This window comes from Akkermansia muciniphila (assembly GCF_018709685.1).
Classification (GTDB): Bacteria; Verrucomicrobiota; Verrucomicrobiia; order Verrucomicrobiales; family Akkermansiaceae; genus Akkermansia; species Akkermansia muciniphila_E.
The window spans coordinates 147,495-165,897 of record NZ_JABDHQ010000006.1 but is presented as its reverse complement, the minus strand read 5'-3'; the positions used below and the strand labels follow the sequence as shown (position 1 = coordinate 165,897).

Below are 18,403 nucleotides of genomic sequence, written 5' to 3'. Positions count from 1 at the left end.
TACAACTGCCTCATCAGCCTGCCCGAATTAAGTAATTTCACTTGTCCATTGTTTCCAAAAACCACAATCATGTACTGCAGTTGTCAGAAATAAAAACCCGCAAGTGCTCTATTTTAAACACTTGCGGGTTTGTAAAATTGGTAGCAGGGAGGTGATTTGAACACCCGACCAAAGGCTTATGAGTCCTCTGCTCTACCACTGAGCTACCCTGCCGTTAAGTGGTTGGTGCCGGAAAGCGGGGAGATATTTAGCCCGGATCGGAAAGAATGTCCAGATTTTTTTATGGGGCCGGAGCATTTTATGACGGCAACCCGCTTCTGCACCCAGAAAAATCATTGATGATGAACCGTTCTTTTCCTCCAACCGTTTCACATAGCCTGCGGCCCAGGCTATTCCTTGCGTCCGGACGTTTACGGCGCAGGGCGTCCTTATTCCTCCAGTCCCACGCCATTTACAGAGTGAGACAGGAAGTAGAGGCCCATGAAGATTTTCGGGTCCACCACTTTTCCCTGCCCTATCTGGTCCATCAGCCAGCCATGCACCAGCGGAAGAGGGATGCGGTGCACGATGATGTTTTCATGAGCCACCCCGCCGCCTTCCGATATTTGGTGCAGGCCGTCCGCCAGGTAGAAGGATACCATCTCCGTGGTCAATCCGGGAGAGGAGGGCCCCGTAAACAGGTACGTCCAGGCATCCGCCCGGTATCCGGCTTCTTCTTCCAGTTCCCGCCGGGCGGATTGCAGGGCGCTTTCCTCCCCTTCATCTCCGGAGATGCCCGCAGGCAGCCCGATGGTCCACGCGTGGAGGGGAACGCGGTATTCCTCCACCAGCAGGAGTTCGCCTTCTTTCGTCACGGCCACGATCATGACGGCGCCGTTGGCATTGACCCGGCGCACGTATTCCCATCTTCCCTCTTTCAAGAGTTCCAAAAATTTGCTCCGGCAGAGGGAACGGCATGTTTCCCCGGATTGTTCCATTTGTTTCATGATGCAGCCACGTTAGGTTTCCCGGCGCCTGTTGTCAACCATGCGGACCGCCTCCCTCCCACCCCTTCCCGGACTGTTCTGGTCCGGTCCCTGTAAGTGGTTGATTTCCGGCGGCGTAATCGTGTCCTTTTCGTCACCCGGGCAAGTAACAAAATTATAATTCATTGATAGCGAATAGAATATCGTGTCATGCAAGGAATATACTCAGGAGTACTAAATTATCGGATGACGCAAGCCTAAAATATTTTTAGGTGTGGAACCCCCGTGGAACGTAGAGCCGCGGAATGATGACTCACGCTGCTTCAAAAAGATATTTTTTCCTCAGACGCAAACCAGTACTTTGGCGCTTCCGTCGACCGGGGTGTCGAGCTGAAAGCGGATGAGTTCGCCTTCTCCATCCCGATGGACGCCATGAGCTGTCACGGCTGCGGATGAACCAGTCCCGGTTCCATCCGCAGGCGGCCTCGTAGCGAGACGGAAACGGCCTTACGGCCATTATATTAACCAGTAACATTTTTTATTTCCATAACAATGACGCCGCCATCAGAATTGTCAGCCACGTGGTCCAGGATCACAGGAGCCCTGCAAACAATCATGTCCCCGGAGGTGTATGGATTGTGGTTTCCCAAGTTTTCCCTCCTGGAGGATTCCGGCAAGACGCTGACGCTGGTGTGTGACGATCCCATGGCCGCCCTCTGGGTGGAGAACAGCTACACCCCGGAACTGAAGCAGGCCGCCATGCTGGCCCTGGGCACGGAACGCCAGGTAAAGTTCATCTGCGCGGACGAGGTTGCGTCCATGACGTCTTCCGAAGGCCAGCCGCAAAAACCTTCCTCCCGCACTAAAACGCCTCAGGTCCAGGATTCCTCTGCCACCCCGGCCAGAAAACCGCGCACCCCGGGAGCACGGGCGTCCCTGAATGATTTGTACACGTTCGATTCCTTTGTGGTTTACGAAGACAGCCGCTTTGCCTACAAGGCGGGCCTGTCCATCGCCCAGTCGGAACGCGCCCTGTTCAATCCCCTGTTCCTGTACGGGAAGTCCGGCGTGGGAAAAACGCACCTGCTCCAGGCCATCGGCCATGAGGTGCTTCACCAGGATTCCTCCGCCAATGTGGTGTACGTTACCGGAGAGCAGTTCGCCAACGAGTTTATTGACGCCTCCCGCACCCAGAACGGACAGAGCTTCGCCAAGCTGCGCCGCAAGTACCGGAAGGCGGACGTCCTGCTGGTGGACGACGTGCAGTTTATTTCCGGCAAGGAGAAGACGGTGGAGGAGTTCCTCCATACGTTTGACGAGCTGTTCCACGCCCACAAGACGATCGTGATCTGCGCGGACGCCGCCGCCTGCGATATTTCCAATCTGGATTCCCGCCTGGCCGCCCGTCTGGAATCCGGCCTTACGGTGGAACTGAACCTTCCGGACGACGAAGCGCGCCTGGAAATCCTGCGCAGCAAGCGCGACCGCGCCGGCATGAATGTTTCAGACGAGATTCTGGAGTTCCTGGCCAGCCGCATCCAGAAGAGCGTGCGCCGCCTGGAAGGGGCCCTACTCCGCGTAGCCACCTTTACATCCCTGTCCGGGGACATGCCGGACATCGCCAAGATCGAGCAGCTTCTGCGCGACATCCTGCGGGAGGAAAACAGCCGCATCCTGACCGTGGATTCCATCCAGAAGCGCGTGGCGGATTTTTACGAGCTCAAGGTGAGCGACCTGACCGGCAAGCGCCGCCCGAACAGCATCGCCTTCCCCCGCCAGATCGCCATGTACTTGAGCCGCCGCCTGACGGAGTGCTCCCTGAAGGACATCGGCCAGGCTTTCGGCGGCCGTGACCACGGCACCGTCATTCACGCCAATAAGCTGGTTGCCTCCCGCATGGAGGAGGATGTACGCGTGCGGGACATCGTCCTGCGGCTGGAAGAGGATTTGAAGGATTGATTCCCTCCCCCTCCGCATCCATGCCTGCCGTGCCGGAACAGCCCCGGTTCCGTTTCAGCATGCATTGCTTTTCAAGCGGCGGGAATGCCCCCGCGGCACAGGGGAGATGCGGGGGAGAATTAGCTTGAGGCCGGAGCGGTTTGGATTAGAATCACCCTGTTCCCATTGATTCCATGATTCACGCCGACCAGCTTTCCAAAGAGTTTGGCCGCTTTCAAGCGGTAAAGAATGCCTCCTTCCAGATTGAAAAGGGGGAGATCGTAGGGTTCCTGGGGCCGAACGGCGCAGGCAAGACCACGACTTTACGCATGCTGACCGGCTACCTGCCCCCCACCTCCGGCACCGCCACGATTGCGGGGTTCGACATCGTCAAGAATCCCCTGGAGGCGCGCAAACACCTGGGCTACCTGCCGGAGCACGTCCCCCTTTACGACGACCAGCGCGTGACGGAGTACCTGAAGTTCCGCGCCAGGCTTAAAGGCATCGGTTCCAAGCAGATCTGGCCTGCCGTCTCCAAGGTCGTGGAGCAGTGCGGCCTGGAACCCGTGCGCCGCAAGATGATCCGCACCCTTTCCAAAGGCTACCGCCAGCGTGTGGGCCTGGCGGACGCCCTGCTGGGCGAGCCGGACCTGCTGATTCTGGACGAACCCACCAACGGACTGGACCCCAACCAGATACGCCAGATACGGGAGTTAATCAAGGGCCTTGCCGCCAACCACACCATTATTCTTTCCACCCACATTCTCAGTGAGGTGGAGATGATCTGCAACAAGGTCATCATTATTGACCAGGGGACGATCAAGGCCGCGGATACTCCCTCCAACCTGACGGCCAACCTCCGCGCCGCCGGCAAGATCACGCTGGAGTTCCGCGGGGACCTAGCCCAGATCACGGAAAAGCTGGAAGCCCTGGAACACGTGAAGAAGGTGATCCACGAAGGCACGGACGCCGACGGCTGGCATACGCTGACCGTACGGGCGGAGGCCGGCACGGATACCCGTGAGAAGGCCGCGCGCCTCCTTGCGGAACAGGGCTGCCCCCTGCGCCATATTTACCGCCACACCCCCACCCTGGAAGAGGTGTTCGTGGAAATGACCCGTAAAGATTAACCGCCCGTTCCCTCCCCATTCACCACCCATCATTTTTCCTTTTCTCCCCATGTCTCCGGTACTCACCATTTTCAGAAAAGAACTCAGAAGCTACCTGACGACCCCGTACGGCTGGGTCATCCTGGCCTTCGTCATGGCGTTGCAGAGCGTTTCCCTGTCCGGCACGCTGAAGGCGTTCCAACTGGCCCCGCAGAAGGAAGGCATTCTGTTCTTCATCCTGCATTCCCCCATGTTCTGGTTTTACTTCCTGTTCATTTTCCCGCTGCTCACCATGCGCTCCCTGGCGGAGGAGGAGAAGACGGGAACGCTGGAATCCCTCCTGACCACGCCCATCAAGACCTGGCAGGTGGTCCTGGGCAAGTATTTCTCCGCATACGCCTTTTACATCATCCTGTGGCTGCCCATGCTGTTGTACCCCCTGCTGGCGGACTGGTCCAACCTGATCGTGCAGTGGATTTACGGTTATGACGCGGGCATGGTCCTTTCCTACCGTCTGGCGGACTGGGCCGGGGCGTACGCCATCCTGCTCCTGGTCGGCGCCTGGTTCACGGCCATCGGCATTTTCGCCTCATCCCTGACAGGCAGCCAGATTATCTCCGGCATCATCACCATCGGCCTGCTGGTGCTGATTTTCTTCATGGGGCTGATTCCCGTGGTATGGGGGGAATTCCCCGCAGCGGGGATTTTCCACTACATGTCCTGCTCGGAACATCTGGACCGCTTTTCAGCGGGGCTGATTGATACGCGCCCCATCGTGTTTTACCTGACCATGACCGTCCTGACGCTGGCCGTCACCATCCGCATCATTGACCACCGCCGCTGGAAGCATTGATTCACCTCCCATTCACCTTTTTTATTTTTATCTATGAGCGAAGCACCAGATAACCACGCCGCGGCCACGGAAGCCCCCCAGCCCCCCGCCCGCAAGGTCAAACGCCCCTGGATGACCTGGATCAAGCTTTTCCTGCTGTTCCTCATCGTCGTGTGCCTGAATTACGTGGGCTGCCATGAGTATTACCGCCGGGACCTGACGGAAGACCAGCGTTACGAGATTTCCCAGCAGAGCATCAACATGCTCAAGTCTCCTGAAATCCAGGACCGCAAGACGCCCGTCAAGGTCACGTTCGCCTTCCTGCGCACCACGCAGAACTACACCCGCATGCGCTCCCTGCTGGAGGAGTATGAACGCTACTCCAACGGAAAGGTGAAGGTGGAGTACGTGGACCCGCTTCGCCAGCCGAACAAGGCCCGGGAGATTGCGAACATTTACGGGATTGAGTTCAAGAAGAACCTGGTTATCATTGACGCCCGGGAAGATACGGAAAAAGCGCTCAAGACGTTTGAAGGCACCCAGGCGGACGCCGCCCATGTGCGCATCCTCCCCGGTGATTCCTTCGTGGTGTACGCTCCCAGCCCGGACGGCAAGAGCATGAAGGCGGTGGCCCTCCAGATTGAAGACATGATGACCGCCGGCATTTACGGGGCGGCCAACGGAGAACCCCGCAAGATGTACATCGCCGCGGACAAGAGCAATTTCAACGAGGCCCTGAGCAACAACCAGGAGGAGAGCATCTTCACCACCCTGGCCAAAATCTGCCGTTCCGTCAACCTTCAGCTCGTTCCCATCCGCATGAGCGGCCTGAAGGAGATTCCGGAGGACGCCGCGGGCTTCATGATCATCGGCTCCAAGTATGACCTGTCCCCGCAGGAGGCGGAGGTGCTGCAACGGTACTGGGCGCGCCCGAACGCCGCCGTGCTCGTGATGCTGGACCCCCTCCAGGATACGCCCAAGCAGCTGTACCGCTTCCTCCGTGAACAGGGCCTGCGCCCGCAGAATGACCGCGTGATGCTCCGCAACAGAAACAACCGCTCCGTGTTTGAGATTAACGCCATTTTCGCGCCCTCCCTGAACTGCACGCGCGAGTTCTGGAATTCCAGCACCGGGCTGGAAGGGGAAAGCATTTCCCTTATCCTGGATTCCGATAACGCGGCCATGGAGCAGAAGCGCATCACGCCGTATCCCCTCCTGGTTACGACGGAGGATTATTACGGGGAAACCAAGTACAACCAGTTCCCCGCCAAGTTTGACCCGCGGGAAGACAATCCCGGCCCCCTGATGATCGGAGCGGCCCTCATCCGCGGCAACGCCGGGGACGTGAACCAGAATAAAACCACCGGACGCCTGGTGCTGCTGGGCAATACGGACCTGCTCCAGCCCAGGCAGATCAAGCCGGAACAGCGGGACTTCATGCGCACGCTGGTCGGCTGGATGACGGACCGTGAGGAGCTGCGCGGCCTCGGCTCCCGCCATGACCTGACCGTCAAGCTGAACCTGGACCGCAACGCCCTGGGCATTCTGGAACTCCTGACAAACATCGGCCTTCCCCTGCTGGCGCTGCTGATTGCCCTGATTATCTGGAACACGCGCCGCCATTAACTCCACCACGCCCATCACCGGAAGCACATGCGCACATTCCGCTTCATCCTTCTTATCCTCGTCACCCTCGCCGCCATCGGCGCGGCGGTGCTCCTGACCGTTGACGGCAACCTGTCCCGCATCATCGGGCGCACCGCCTTCAGTTCCGGGGAACGGCTTTTCCCCTACACCCGGGAGGAAATGAACGAGGTTTCCTGGATGCGCATCAACTGCGTGGGGGACGTAGCGGAGTTCCGCCGCAGGCCCAACGGCGTCTGGTGGTGTGAAAAGCCGTGGGACGACCGCATGGACCCCCGCGCCGCAGCGGCCATCCTCCAGTATACGTATTCCACCAGCATCGTGGACGCGCTGCCCCTGCACAAGATTGATTCCGCCTCCCTGAAGGAGTTCGGCGTAAAGACCACGCCCGTCACCATCACCCTGAAGGAGATGAGCGACGACGGCAAGCGCTCCTCCACCGTGGCCCGCTACACGCTGGGTTCCCTCGCGCCCTGGCTGGTGGATGATCCGGAGAACAAGACCACGGATGACACCACGTACATGCAGACGGATTTTTACGGGCGGGATACCCGCATCCTGGTGGGCACCGGCAACATCCTGCCCCTCTTCAAGTCCGGCATCCGCCAGCTCCGGGACCACCGCCCCCTGCTCCTGCACCCGGCCCTGCCCGCCTCCATTGAAATCAACAACCACGGCCAGCGCATCGCCCTGGAACGGAAGGTTCCCGGAGGCCCCTGGAAAATCACCTACCCCCTTTCCCTGGATACGGACCCGGCCATGATGGATGTGCTGCTGGGAACCCTCCAGAAGCTGACCGCCGTACGCGTGTATAATCCGGAGGAAACCAGCGTGCCGGACATGACGGATGACCAGATCACCTCCGTCTCCATCAGGAATTTCACCGGGCGCCGCACGGAAGACGGCAAGTCACTGGAAAAGGAGGAAAATCCCGTCACGCTCCGCATTTACCCCCCTTCCGACAACGGGAGCATGTCCGAACTGGTGAAGGCCACCGTTTCCGACCGCAAGGCCGTGTTTGAACTGGCGCAAACCACAGAGGCCAACAAGGAAGTGCCCGGCGTGCGCAACATTCCGCTGGACCTGGGCCTTCTGCGCTCCAAGCAGCTCACGGACATCGGGGATTACAAAATCACCGGGCTTTCCATCCGCAAGAGTTTTCAGGATTACCCCACCATCGCCCGTTTCATTCAGGGAGATGAGAAGAAGGGCATCAAGCCCACCTGGCTGTACACGGCGGAAGGCTCCAGCTACCAGGAGGCCAATCCGGAGCACCTCGTCTCCCTCCTGAAAACCGTGAAACTGGGGAAGGTGGCGGGATTCGCGTCAGACAAGGCCACGGACCTTTCCGTGTACGGACTGGACAATCCCAGGATGACGCTCACCATGTCCCTGCTGCCCAAGCCCGGTGAAGAGCCCCGCGCTCCCGTGACGGTATTCTTCTCCAAGGGGACGGACGGTTCCTGGTATGGCCGCCAGGCCGGAAAGCCCACCGTCGCCATGCTGGATAACGCGTACATGAAGGACCTGCTGACGGACGCCCTGGCCTGGAAGAAGAAAAAACTGTTCTCTTTCAGCAGGTTTGACCTTAAGGAAATGCACCTGGAACGCATCGGTTCCGGCGGCCCGCTCGTCCTGAAATTCGACCGTCTGGACGATTCCTGGACGGCTTCCAAGGACGGGAAGGATGAAACCTTGAACATCAACCCGAACCGGGCCAACCGCTACCTGGACGAACTGGAAAAGATGGAAGTGAGCACCTGGCTGCCCTATACCGACGCCAGAGCGCACGAGGCCCTGAAGAATCCCGTTTTCCGCCTGAAACTGCTCCTCCAGGTTTACAAGGAGGCGGCTCCCGTCCAGGCCCATGACGGCTCCGGCGAGGTCACTTTCGCCGCAGAACCGGAAATGGAGGAAAAAGTCGTCACGCTGGAAATAGCCCCGGCGGGAGAGGCCGGATACAGCAGGTTTTATTACGGCAGGGTGAATACCTCCCCGAATTACTTTATCCTGAATATGGACGCCGTGCGCCTGCTGGGCGCCAGCCTCTCGGAAGACAATTAACCATTCCTCCCGCATGAGTATTGAGCTGCACACCGTGACCTCTTTTCTGGACGGAATCCTTTCCGTGGATTCCATTCCGGACGCCCCCCGCGCCCTGAACGGCCTTCAACTGGAAAACAGCGGCACTGTTTCCAGAGTGGCCGCCGCCGTGGACGGCTCGGAACAGGCCATTCATGCGGCGCTGGACATGGGGGCGGACCTGCTCCTCCTGCACCACGGCATTTTCTGGCAGTCCATGCAGCCCGTTACCGGCATCGCGTACCGGAAGCTGAAAGCCGCCATGAACGGGAACCTGGCGATTTACGCCGCCCATCTTCCGCTGGACGTCCACCCCGTGTACGGCAACAACGCCCTGCTGGCCAAGGCCTGCGGAATCCGTCCATGCTCCAATGAAGGGCTGGACTACCACGGCGTTTCCCTAGGCACGCACGGGGAATTCCCCGGTACGTGCAGGGAACTGGCGCAGCGGCTGGAAGCCGTCCTGGGCGCTCCCGTGCAGGCTTTCTGGGCGGCTCCCCCGGATGCCCCGGCCGGAGACGTTTTCATCTGTTCCGGAGGGGCCGGGGATGACCTGGCCCAGGCCGCGGCCCTCGGCTGCCGGACCTACGTTACCGGGGAAGGCTCCCACTGGAACATCCCCATGGCCCGGGAGTTGGGCATCAACCTGGTCTTCGGCGGCCACTACTTCACGGAGACGTTCGGCGTGAAGGCCCTGGGGCTTCTTCTCACGGACGTTTACGGGCTGGACTGCACGTTCATTGATCTGCCGCCCTCCGCCTACAGCCATTGACCAAACGCTACGGAGCATGAATCTGACCACGGACGACGCCGACGGAAAAATCCGCCTGGACCAATACCTTGCCGCCCACCTTCCGGAACTTTCCCGTTCCAGAATACAGAGCCTGATCAAAAGCGGGGACGTGCTGGTCAACGGCTCCCCGGCCAAGCCCAAAAGCCCCGTTGCCCGCGGGGATTCCATCACCGTCAGCATTCCGGAGCCGGAACCGGCAGAAGCCCGGCCACAGGACATCCCGCTGGACATCCTTTATGAAGATGAAGACGTGGTGGTCATCAACAAGGAAAGCGGCATGGTCGTTCATCCCGCAGCCGGCAACCCGGACGGCACCATTGTGAACGCCCTGCTCCATCATTGCGGGGATCTTTCCGGCATCGGCGGCGTGGAACGCCCCGGCATCGTCCACCGCCTGGACAAGGACACGTCCGGCTGCCTGGTCATCGCCAAGAATGACGGCGCCCACCAGTCCCTGACGACGCAGTTTGCGGCCCGCAGCACGGAAAAACGGTACCTGGCCGTCGTCCAGGGCATTCCCTCCCAGAGTTCCGGCACGGTTTTCACCCACATCGGCCGCCACCCCGTCAACCGCCTGAAAATGGCGGTGGTCAATCCGGGTTCCGGGAAAGCCGCCATTACGGATTACGACCTGCTGTGCGCAGACCCCGCTACGGATTCCTCCCTGGTCCTGTGCACACTGCATACGGGCAGAACGCACCAGATACGCGTGCACATGCTGCACCTGGGCCATCCACTCATCGGGGACCCCATTTACGCCAAACCCGCCCGGCAGAAGGCAAAACCCGGCAGGCTCATGCTCCACGCGTGGCGCCTGGGCTTCGACCACCCGCGCACGGGAAGGCGCATGGAGTTTGAAGCCCCCGTTCCACCGGAATATACGCCGTGGCTCCAGCTCTTCCCCAACGGGCTCTACGGAGCCATTCCGGAGCCCCGCCCCATGGAGAAAGAGGGAGAACAAAGCTGAAGCGTTCCTGTTCCAGGGCCAGGAAGAAGCTCCTCCCCGGCGCCCCTATTTTTTCCCAGCCTCCGGCTTGCAATACTTGCGCCAGTCTTTCAGCAGCGTGGCCGGATGCCCCGTAATGATGACCTTGCCCGTACTGTCCACAATGCCCAGCCGCGGAATGGCGCCTCCCGGCTTGTAGCCGGGAATGCCGTTGCCCTTCTTCGGCTTGACGATGGGGAACTTCATCCGCTCCTCCTTGGCCCATGCCTTGGCGGCCTCCTCCGTCTTGTCACAGGAAAACAGCACCAGTTCCACATCATCCGTCTGGCGCACCTTGCGGTAAGTCCGCACCACATGGGGCATTTCCCGGCAGCAGGGGCCGCACCAGCTGGCGGAATAAAGGAAAAGGTAATATTTGGCCTTCGGGTTCGGCCTGTCCTTGGTTAAAAAATCAGCTTTTTCCAGCGCCTTTCCCACAGGAGAAACAGCCGCCTCCGCCCCCTGGGAGGCGGGAACATCCGCACAGGCGGAGAAAATTCCGCCGGCACTGCATCCGGCAAGCGTGAACATGACAGAGCACAGTTTGATAGATTTTTTCATATCATCATCATTATCAATGAATGGAATACCAGTCAAGCAGGATTGTTTGACGGGGTGCATTCCGGAAAGGGGAAGACTGGGGAGGAAGAGCGGCTTTCAAGGCGCCGGGAAAAAAGCTGAATGGAGGAACGGAAGTTTTCCATCCGTTTTCACCTATTGAGAGCCGGGAAACCGTCAGACGACTGGACGGCTTCCCGGCCCTGTAAACAATTCAGCAGCGGTCGGAACGATGGTCCCTTGATCCCCCCGTCTACCTGGCGGGAGCATTCAGGTCCACGGTCACCTTTACGGGAATATCCATGGTTTTGACGCCCTTGTTCACCGCCACCACGGCTTTCATTTTAGCGGGCATGTTCTTTACCTGGTACGTATAAGTGCAGGATGGAACGGAACCGAAGCTGAACGAACTTTTGGAGACGTCCATGACATCCAGCTTGCCGCCCTTCGCGTCAGTCAGCGTTATTTCCTCCACATTGAGCGTATCTTTGAATTCCAGCTCCACTTCACCGGAAGCCTTGCCGTGGTCCTTGGCTGCCTTTACGGTAATCTCCATGCCTTCCACCTTGAATTTGGCGCCCTTCCGCGCGTCAAATTCCTGGCCGGGCAAAGTCGTGGTTCCCTCGGAAACCTTCATTTTAACCACTCCGGCCAGCTTCAGGGGAAACACGGGCCTCTGTTCCAGCCCCAGGGAATGCTTGGCAAATGCTCCGGAATCACCAATGCGGGTAAAGAAATTGTCGAATTTGGCTTTTGTCCTGACGCCGCGGCCATCCGTAACTTCAAGCTGTGAGTCCTCACCGCCCTTAACGAATTTACAGCCCTTGGGGGCAACGAAGCCCAGCCCCACCTCCACGGCTTTATTATTTTTAGTGAACATGTCATCCACACCGTCAGGATCAGGAAAGGACAGGGAGACACCGGAAACATAAACGTTCACGGGCTCCGCCTTCTGGGCACGGGCCACATGGGAAACGGCGCACGCACAGCACGCCACGGCAGTCAGTAACAACGGTTTTTTCATCATGTTGAGGAGGAATGAACTTACCTTGCATCTTCCGTGCATGCAAGAAGAATCCGCCATGGCGGCAACGCCCCTTTAATCTTGATTTGCCCCCCCGGAACCGCTACCCTGACGCGGCCTTAAACATTCAGCTTTCACAGAGACATGGAGAACACCAACCACGGAGAGGAAACCTCTCCGGACATTCCCCCCCGGCAGCAGAAAAGCGGAAATCCGGATGAACAGACCACCGCCCTGGCGAAGGCGCGCCAGGCCATTGACGAGGTGGACGCCCAGATCGTGGAGCTGCTGAAACACCGCGCCCGCTGGGTGCATGAAGTTGGGCGCATTAAAAAGGAACATGATTCCCCCATCTTCGTTCCGGAACGGGAAACGGCCCTGCTCAACAAGCTGAACAGCCTGAACGCGGGCGTGCTTCCGGAGGCTTCCCTCCAGGCCATTTACCGTGAAATCATTTCCTGCTCCTTTTTCCTGGAAGGCGGCCTTACCATCGCCTACCTGGGCCCCAAAGGAACCTGGAGCCATCAGGCCGCGCTCAAGCAGTTCGGAAAAAGCTGCAAGCTGATCGCCTGCCAAAGCTTCAAGGACGTATTTGACATGGTTGACCTGGGAAAGGCGCAATACGGCGTGGTGCCCGTGGAAAATTCCTCGGAAGGGGCCGTCTCCCCCGTCATGGACCTCTTCGCCACTTCCTCCCTGAAAATCTGCGCCCAGATCAACCTGAACATCCGTTATGCCCTGATGGCGGACGTTCCGCGGGAGCACATCCGCATCCTGTATTCCCATCCGCAGGCCCTCGGCCAGACGCGGAACTGGATTCTGCGGCACTTCCCGAACGCGGAAGTCGTGGAAACGTCTTCCACCACCAAGGCCAGCATTCTTGCTAAGGAGAACGCGTCCATGGGCGGCGCCTCCCTGGGCTGCCCCCTGGCCGCGGAACTGTTCGGCCTGAACATTCTGGAAGAGGACATCCAGGACCAGCCCGGCAACACCACCCGCTTTGTCGTCATTGGCCGCCAGGACACGCAGCCCAGCGGCAGGGACCGCACGTCCCTGCTCATCCGCATCCAGCACAAGCCCGGCACCCTGGCGGAAGTCATCAACTGCTTCCAGAGGCATAACAACAACCTCATCCGCATTGAATCCCGCCCCTCCAAGTCCATCAACTGGGAGTACGTGTTTTACATAGACGCCGTGGGCCACATCCAGGAATCCCCCCTCCGGGAGACCCTTCCGGAGCTGGAACAGCACTGCTCCATGCTGAAAATCCTGGGCAGTTACGCGGATACGGACATCGTTTGACCGGTCCGGCCTTTCCTTACCCCCACACCATTCCGAAAGATCATGAATATCGCCACGATTGCCGCCCTGGCCGCAGCCCTGGGGCTTCCCGCTTTCTCCCAGCTGGGCGCCACTAAAATCGTTACTGAGGACGGCCGGCCCGCCCTGGCCCTGGATGAAGCATTCGCAGCCCGGCTGCGCAGCGGAAATACGGCGCCCGATGCGGCCGCCCCGGTTCCCGCGGTATTTTCCGCGCCCGTCCCCGTCCTCCCCCTGCCCGCGGACGCCAACCACGCCGCCGTGAAGGAAACGGCGGAAGAACGCAACCGGCGCATGGAGTGGTGGCGGGACGCCAAATTCGGCATGTTCATCCATTACGGCCTGTACTCCGGGCTGGCGGGGGAATGGAAAGGCAAGCCCGGCGGGTCCGAATGGATTCAGAAGAACGTGGAGGCGGATACGGATTCCTACGCCGCGGAAGCCCTCCCCCTGTTCAAGCCCAGGGAGGGCCTGACGGAAGAATGGGCCCAGCTAGCGCAGGACGCAGGGTGCCGGTACGTGGTGCTGACCAGCAAGCACCATGAAGGGTTCGGCCTGTTTGACAGCGCCCAGACGGATTACGACGCCAAAAGCGCCATCAACCGGGACATCATCCGGGAGTATGTGGATTCCTGCCGCAAACGCGGCTTGAAGACGGGCCTTTACCACTCCGTCATTGACTGGCACCACCCGTCCTATGACAACACCATCTGCCCGGACCTCTGCTACCCCGCCGGGCAGGCAGAGATGCTTAAAAAGAAGAACATCCCGCGGGACCACGCCGCCTACCAGAAGTACCTGCACGCGCAGGTCAGGGAGCTCATGACCCGTTACGCGCCCATTGACATCATGTGGTGGGATTACTCCCAGGGAGCCATGGAGGGCGCCAAAGGCTGGAAAGCCCCGGAACTGATGGACATGGTGCGCTCCATCAATCCCGGCGTCATCATGAACAACCGCCTGTACGCGTATTCCGGACTGAACAAGGACCAGGCCGGCACACTGGACCTGCGCTGCGGGGATTACATCACCCCGGAACGCTTCATCCCCCGCCGCGGCTATCCCGGCGTGGACTGGGAATCCTGCATGACGGTGAGCGACAAGTGGGGCTACAACCGGTATGACACCAACGTCAAGTCTCCGGAAACCGTCATTGAAAAACTGGTGGAATGCGTCACCAAGGGCGGCAACCTCCTGCTGAACGTGAACCCGATGGCGGACGGAACCATTCCGGAAAAAGTGGCCGCCACCATGCGCGGGGTGGGCCAGTGGCTCAAGATTAACGGAGAGGCCGTGTACGGCACGCGGGCCTTCACGGAACTGGACCAGCCCGCCTCCATCAACCGGAACGGGGACATCTTCGTGTTCCTGACTCCGCCGCCGGACAAGGGCCCGGCCCAGCCGCCCAGTGAAGGGACCATGAAGGAACTGACGGAAGGCGCGGAGTACGCCCGCATGAAGCCCCTGGATTCCACCGGGTACGAAGAGGACGAGGGCACGGCCATCACCCTGCCCACAGGATATTCCAGGGCCGTTCTTCTGGGGGACAACACAGCCCTTCCCGTCGTCAACGGCACGGTTCTGTTCAAGGCGCACGAACATTCCAAAACGCCTTGTTCCGTCATTAAACTGAGCAAATAGCCCTTTTTTCCACTCACTTTCCTTATGGAGGAAGACCTTTTTTCCCTGGCGTCCGGCAAACAGGCGCCGCAGCAGGCGGGGAATGACGCGGCCGGCGCCGGAACGCCGCAGGAAAACGCCGTCCCCGCCCGGCCGGACCAGGCGGAGGAAGCCGTGCGCCGCCGCGCGGACCACCTGCGTTCCGAGCTGCGCCGCCATAACCGGCTGTATTATGAACAGGCGGAACCGGAGATTTCCGATGCGGAGTATGACGCCCTGTTCCTGGAGCTTGAAAAGCTGGAACAGGCCCATCCTGAACTGGCTGACCCGGATTCACCCACGCGCCGCGTAGGGGGCGCGCCCCTCCAGGGATTCAACCAGATCAGGCACACGGTCCCCATGCTGTCCATTGACGACATTTTTGAGCAGAGGGACGCTCCCGTTCCGGATGAGGAGCTGGTGGAGTTTTACAACAAGCTGGTCAAGACGCTGAAAACGGAGCATGTGCCCGTCTCCGTGGAACCCAAGATTGACGGGGTGGCGGTGACCATCATGTACCGCGGCGGCCGGCTGGCTTATGCGGCCACGCGCGGGGACGGAGACGTGGGGGATGACGTGACGGCCAATATCCGCACCATCCGCAGTATTCCGCTCACCCTGCCTGCGGGAGCCCCTCCCGTGCTGGAGGTGCGCGGAGAAGTTTTCATGCCCAATGAGGCTTTTGCCAAACTGAATGACGAGCGGGACGCGGAAGGGCTCCCCGCCTTCGCCAATCCGCGCAACGCCACCGCCGGAACCCTCAAGCAGCTGGACTCCCGGCAGGTGGCCGCCCGGCCCCTGGCCTTCCTGGCCCACGGTCTGGGCACGTATGAAGGCCCGGAACTGAAGAACGTCAAGGATTTCTGGGACATGCTGCACCGCTGCGGCATTCCCGCCAATGAACCGGTGTATTATACGGATACCCTGGAAGCCACCCGCCAGGCGGTGCGGGATATTGACCAGCTCCGCCACACGCTCCCCTACGGCACGGACGGCGCCGTCATTAAAATCAGCTCCATGGCCACGCGGGAAGTTCTGGGCGCCACGGCGCGCGCGCCCCGCTGGTCCGCCGCATACAAATTCCCCCCGGAACAGAAGGAAACTCCCCTGCTGGACATCACTGTGCAGGTGGGCCGCACCGGCACCCTGACGCCCGTGGCGGAACTCAAGCCCGTGCTGCTTTCCGGCTCCACCGTATCCCGGGCCACCCTACACAATCAGGATGAAATCGACCGGAAGGACGTCCGCATCGGTGACACCGTGCTGGTGGAAAAGGCAGGAGAAATCATCCCCGCCGTGCTGAAAGTGATCCTTTCCAAACGCCCGGCGGACGCCAGGCCCTACAGCATCCTGGAAGCCACCGGAGGCCTCTGCCCCGCCTGCGGCAATCCCATTATGAAGGAGGAGGGGAAAGTGGCCTGGCGGTGTACCAACTTCACATGCCCCGCCCAGGCCGTATCAGGCATCACCCATTTCTGCTCCCGCGCCGCCCTTGACGTGGAAAGCATCGGCTCTTCCGTGGCGGAAGCGTTGAGAAATTCCGGGCTGGCCTCTTCCCCTCTGGACCTTTTCTTCCTGAAACTGGACCAGCTTGCCAACCTGAACCTGGGCACGCCGGAGGAACCGCGCCGTTATGGGGAAAAGAATGCCCAGAAAGCGCTGGACGCCCTGCAATACGCCCGGGAGCTTCCCCTGGAACGCTGGCTCGTGGCCTTCGGCATTCCGCTGGTCGGGGAAGTGGTGGCCAAGACTCTGGCGGATACGCATCCGGACCTGGAGCATGTGGCGCATTCCGCGTACCTGCGGGACATCATACGCCTGGATGAACTGATGGAACAGGCCGCCAAGGCCAACCCCAACACCCGGGAAAACAGAAAGGCGGTGAAGGAAGGCGCTCTTTCCGCGGAAGCGGCGCAGGAACGCTACCGGGAGCTGACGGAGGAAATCGACCGCGTGACCGCTCCCTATCTGGAAACGGGCTACCTGCGCAAAAACACGGGCAAGCTCAGCTACGGCTCGGAAACAGGCGTGGCCGCGGCCAAATCCCTCCAGAGCTTTTTCACCTCCGCGGCGGGGAACCATACGCTGGAAGTCCTGCGCGGGCTGGGCATCAATCCCCAGTCCCAGTCCTACCGGGCCAACCTTCTGGAAGCTCCGGCGGGAGCCCTGTCCGGCAAGACCTTCGTCATCACCGGAACGCTGAGCCATCCGCGGGACTACTTTGAAGACCTCATTGCCGCGCACGGGGGGAAGGCCACCGGAGCCATTTCCAAATCCACCTCCTACCTTCTGGCAGGCAGCGGCGGTGGCTCCAAACGGGACAAGGCCGTCAAGCTGGGCGTGCCCGTCATTTCCGAGGAAGATTTCAACAAGCTGATCGCAGATTAAAGAACATCCTCCACCCTTTCCCGTCCCCTGTCCCGCCTGCTTTTTTCCGTGCGCCGCCTGCCGGGAATTTAATTCCGGAATCCTGCAAAAAAGCTTGCTACGGGGCGTCATCTCCCCCCTAATAACCGCGTATGCTGAACCTGCCTAACGCCATTACCCTGACACGGATTGCCCTGGTAGTCGTCTTCACGGCAGCGGTCAGCATAGCGGACCAGCATTCCTGGGGGTACCTGGCCGCGCTGGTCACCTTCATCCTGGCGGCCTGCACGGACTGGCTGGACGGGTACCTGGCCCGCCGCCTGAACCAGGTCACCACCTTCGGCAAGCTGATTGACCCCCTGGCGGACAAGATTGCCGTTTCCGCCGCGTTCATTTACCTGACGGGCGTAGGGCTGTGCCCGGTCTGGGTCACCATCCTCATCATCAGCCGGGAATTCCTGGTCACGGGCCTGCGCCAGATCGCGCAGGACCACGGCGTCATCATCCCCGCGGGCACGTCCGGGAAATGGAAAACCGCCTTCCAGCTGGCTTTCTGCATCGCCTCCCTGCTGGCCCTGACCTGGATGCACACGCCGGAATACCTGCCCTCCTTCCTGGACCAGCTTGCGGCGCTCTGCCTGTGGTACGGGTCCGGAGCTTCCAATTTCCTGTACCAGCTCACGCTGTGGGGTTCCATCATCCTGACCGTTTATTCCGGAGCCGTTTATTGCGTGGGAGCGCGCAAATTCCTCCAGCGCTGAAATACATCCCTCCGGCTGGCCCGGCGCTCCGCACAAGGCACGGGCTTTTAAAAGAAATCTGCTGACGCTCAAGCTAATATTCAGTTACAGCAAGCTCTTGCGGCGCGTCCTGCCCTCCCGGCCACTTCTTCCTGATTTCCATCAGCCGGGTTCCATCTTTCAACCTCCCTTCCGCGTCCTCCGGAACTGCCGGAAAAGGATTCATGACGTGCGGGACGTTTTTATTTCTCTTGACGTCTGGTCTTCGCCGTGTTTTTATGGCCCTGTTCCCGCCGAATGGTGCTTGGTTGTTGATTTTGATAGTCATTTGCGGTTGGCGGAATACGGGCGTCTCCGTATTGATCCTTTCAGTATCGCTCCTGCGGA

14 protein-coding genes and 1 tRNA gene are annotated in these 18,403 nt (G+C 60.1%); 11 read left to right on the top strand and 4 right to left on the bottom strand.

From position 1 onward, the window contains the following. Positions 1–138: 138 nt before the first annotated feature. Positions 139–213 (bottom strand) — tRNA-Met (locus HHJ06_RS05965). A 215-nt stretch (positions 214–428) separates the two neighbouring features. Then, the gene (locus HHJ06_RS05960; RefSeq protein WP_215428437.1) at positions 429–986 is read right to left on the bottom strand and encodes an NUDIX hydrolase; all 558 of its coding nucleotides are present in this window, start codon (positions 984–986) and stop codon (positions 429–431) included. Between the two features lie 531 nt (positions 987–1,517). Here HHJ06_RS05960 and dnaA point away from each other — a divergent pair. The 7 genes from dnaA (at position 1,518) to HHJ06_RS05925 (ending at position 10,330) form a co-directional block, all read left to right on the top strand. Further along, complete coding sequence (dnaA, locus tag HHJ06_RS05955) at positions 1,518–2,924, top strand: chromosomal replication initiator protein DnaA (RefSeq protein ID WP_215428436.1); 1,407 nt, start codon at positions 1,518–1,520, stop codon at positions 2,922–2,924. 173 nt (positions 2,925–3,097) lie between these two features. Next, positions 3,098–4,033, top strand: a complete 936-nt coding sequence (locus HHJ06_RS05950) for an ABC transporter ATP-binding protein (protein WP_215428435.1) — start codon at positions 3,098–3,100, stop codon at positions 4,031–4,033. Between the two features lie 49 nt (positions 4,034–4,082). Next, a complete protein-coding gene (locus tag HHJ06_RS05945; protein ID WP_102713460.1) occupies positions 4,083–4,865 on the top strand; it encodes an ABC transporter permease subunit in 783 nt (260 codons plus the stop codon). Positions 4,866–4,898: 33 nt separating this feature from the next. Further along, positions 4,899–6,470, top strand: coding sequence for a DUF7088 domain-containing protein (locus HHJ06_RS05940; RefSeq protein ID WP_215428434.1), 1,572 nt, complete (start codon positions 4,899–4,901; stop codon positions 6,468–6,470). Between the two features lie 27 nt (positions 6,471–6,497). Then, complete coding sequence (locus tag HHJ06_RS05935; protein WP_215428433.1) at positions 6,498–8,552, top strand: DUF4340 domain-containing protein; 2,055 nt, start codon at positions 6,498–6,500, stop codon at positions 8,550–8,552. Positions 8,553–8,565: 13 nt separating this feature from the next. Then, a complete protein-coding gene (locus HHJ06_RS05930; protein WP_215428432.1) occupies positions 8,566–9,342 on the top strand; it encodes a Nif3-like dinuclear metal center hexameric protein in 777 nt (258 codons plus the stop codon). 16 nt (positions 9,343–9,358) lie between these two features. Further along, positions 9,359–10,330, top strand: a complete 972-nt coding sequence (locus HHJ06_RS05925; RefSeq protein ID WP_215428431.1) for an RluA family pseudouridine synthase — start codon at positions 9,359–9,361, stop codon at positions 10,328–10,330. A gap of 45 nt (positions 10,331–10,375) precedes the next feature. Here the strand turns inward: HHJ06_RS05925 and HHJ06_RS05920 are convergent, their stop codons facing one another. Next, positions 10,376–10,909, bottom strand: a complete 534-nt coding sequence (locus HHJ06_RS05920; protein ID WP_215428430.1) for a TlpA family protein disulfide reductase — start codon at positions 10,907–10,909, stop codon at positions 10,376–10,378. A 250-nt stretch (positions 10,910–11,159) separates the two neighbouring features. Next, complete coding sequence (locus tag HHJ06_RS05915) at positions 11,160–11,933, bottom strand: hypothetical protein (protein ID WP_215428429.1); 774 nt, start codon at positions 11,931–11,933, stop codon at positions 11,160–11,162. A 141-nt stretch (positions 11,934–12,074) separates the two neighbouring features. On the opposite strand from HHJ06_RS05915, the gene pheA reads away from it, so the two are divergent. From pheA to pgsA, 4 genes are all read left to right on the top strand, one after another. Further along, positions 12,075–13,232: a prephenate dehydratase gene (gene pheA / locus HHJ06_RS05910; protein WP_215428428.1), complete on the top strand. Its 1,158-nt coding sequence runs from the start codon at positions 12,075–12,077 to the stop codon at positions 13,230–13,232. Positions 13,233–13,274: 42 nt separating this feature from the next. Next, entirely contained in the window at positions 13,275–14,891 is a 1,617-nt protein-coding gene (locus HHJ06_RS05905) for an alpha-L-fucosidase (RefSeq protein ID WP_215428427.1), read from the top strand. Between the two features lie 24 nt (positions 14,892–14,915). Then, entirely contained in the window at positions 14,916–17,297 is a 2,382-nt protein-coding gene (ligA, locus tag HHJ06_RS05900) for an NAD-dependent DNA ligase LigA (protein ID WP_215428426.1), read from the top strand. 131 nt (positions 17,298–17,428) lie between these two features. Continuing rightward, the gene (pgsA, locus tag HHJ06_RS05895; protein WP_215428425.1) at positions 17,429–18,037 is read left to right on the top strand and encodes a CDP-diacylglycerol--glycerol-3-phosphate 3-phosphatidyltransferase; all 609 of its coding nucleotides are present in this window, start codon (positions 17,429–17,431) and stop codon (positions 18,035–18,037) included. Positions 18,038–18,403 lie beyond the last annotated feature (366 nt).

Coding starts and splice junctions, on each gene's coding strand:
- pheA (WP_215428428.1), top strand. CDS start 12,075: ATGGAGAACACCAACCACGGAGAGGAAACCTCTCCGGACATTCCCCCC.
- dnaA (WP_215428436.1), top strand. CDS start 1,518: ATGACGCCGCCATCAGAATTGTCAGCCACGTGGTCCAGGATCACAGGA.
- HHJ06_RS05925 (WP_215428431.1), top strand. CDS start 9,359: ATGAATCTGACCACGGACGACGCCGACGGAAAAATCCGCCTGGACCAA.
- HHJ06_RS05915 (WP_215428429.1), bottom strand. CDS start 11,933: ATGATGAAAAAACCGTTGTTACTGACTGCCGTGGCGTGCTGTGCGTGC.
- HHJ06_RS05905 (WP_215428427.1), top strand. CDS start 13,275: ATGAATATCGCCACGATTGCCGCCCTGGCCGCAGCCCTGGGGCTTCCC.
- ligA (WP_215428426.1), top strand. CDS start 14,916: ATGGAGGAAGACCTTTTTTCCCTGGCGTCCGGCAAACAGGCGCCGCAG.
- HHJ06_RS05920 (WP_215428430.1), bottom strand. CDS start 10,909: ATGAAAAAATCTATCAAACTGTGCTCTGTCATGTTCACGCTTGCCGGA.
- HHJ06_RS05950 (WP_215428435.1), top strand. CDS start 3,098: ATGATTCACGCCGACCAGCTTTCCAAAGAGTTTGGCCGCTTTCAAGCG.
- pgsA (WP_215428425.1), top strand. CDS start 17,429: ATGCTGAACCTGCCTAACGCCATTACCCTGACACGGATTGCCCTGGTA.
- HHJ06_RS05960 (WP_215428437.1), bottom strand. CDS start 986: ATGAAACAAATGGAACAATCCGGGGAAACATGCCGTTCCCTCTGCCGG.
- HHJ06_RS05945 (WP_102713460.1), top strand. CDS start 4,083: ATGTCTCCGGTACTCACCATTTTCAGAAAAGAACTCAGAAGCTACCTG.
- HHJ06_RS05935 (WP_215428433.1), top strand. CDS start 6,498: ATGCGCACATTCCGCTTCATCCTTCTTATCCTCGTCACCCTCGCCGCC.
- HHJ06_RS05940 (WP_215428434.1), top strand. CDS start 4,899: ATGAGCGAAGCACCAGATAACCACGCCGCGGCCACGGAAGCCCCCCAG.
- HHJ06_RS05930 (WP_215428432.1), top strand. CDS start 8,566: ATGAGTATTGAGCTGCACACCGTGACCTCTTTTCTGGACGGAATCCTT.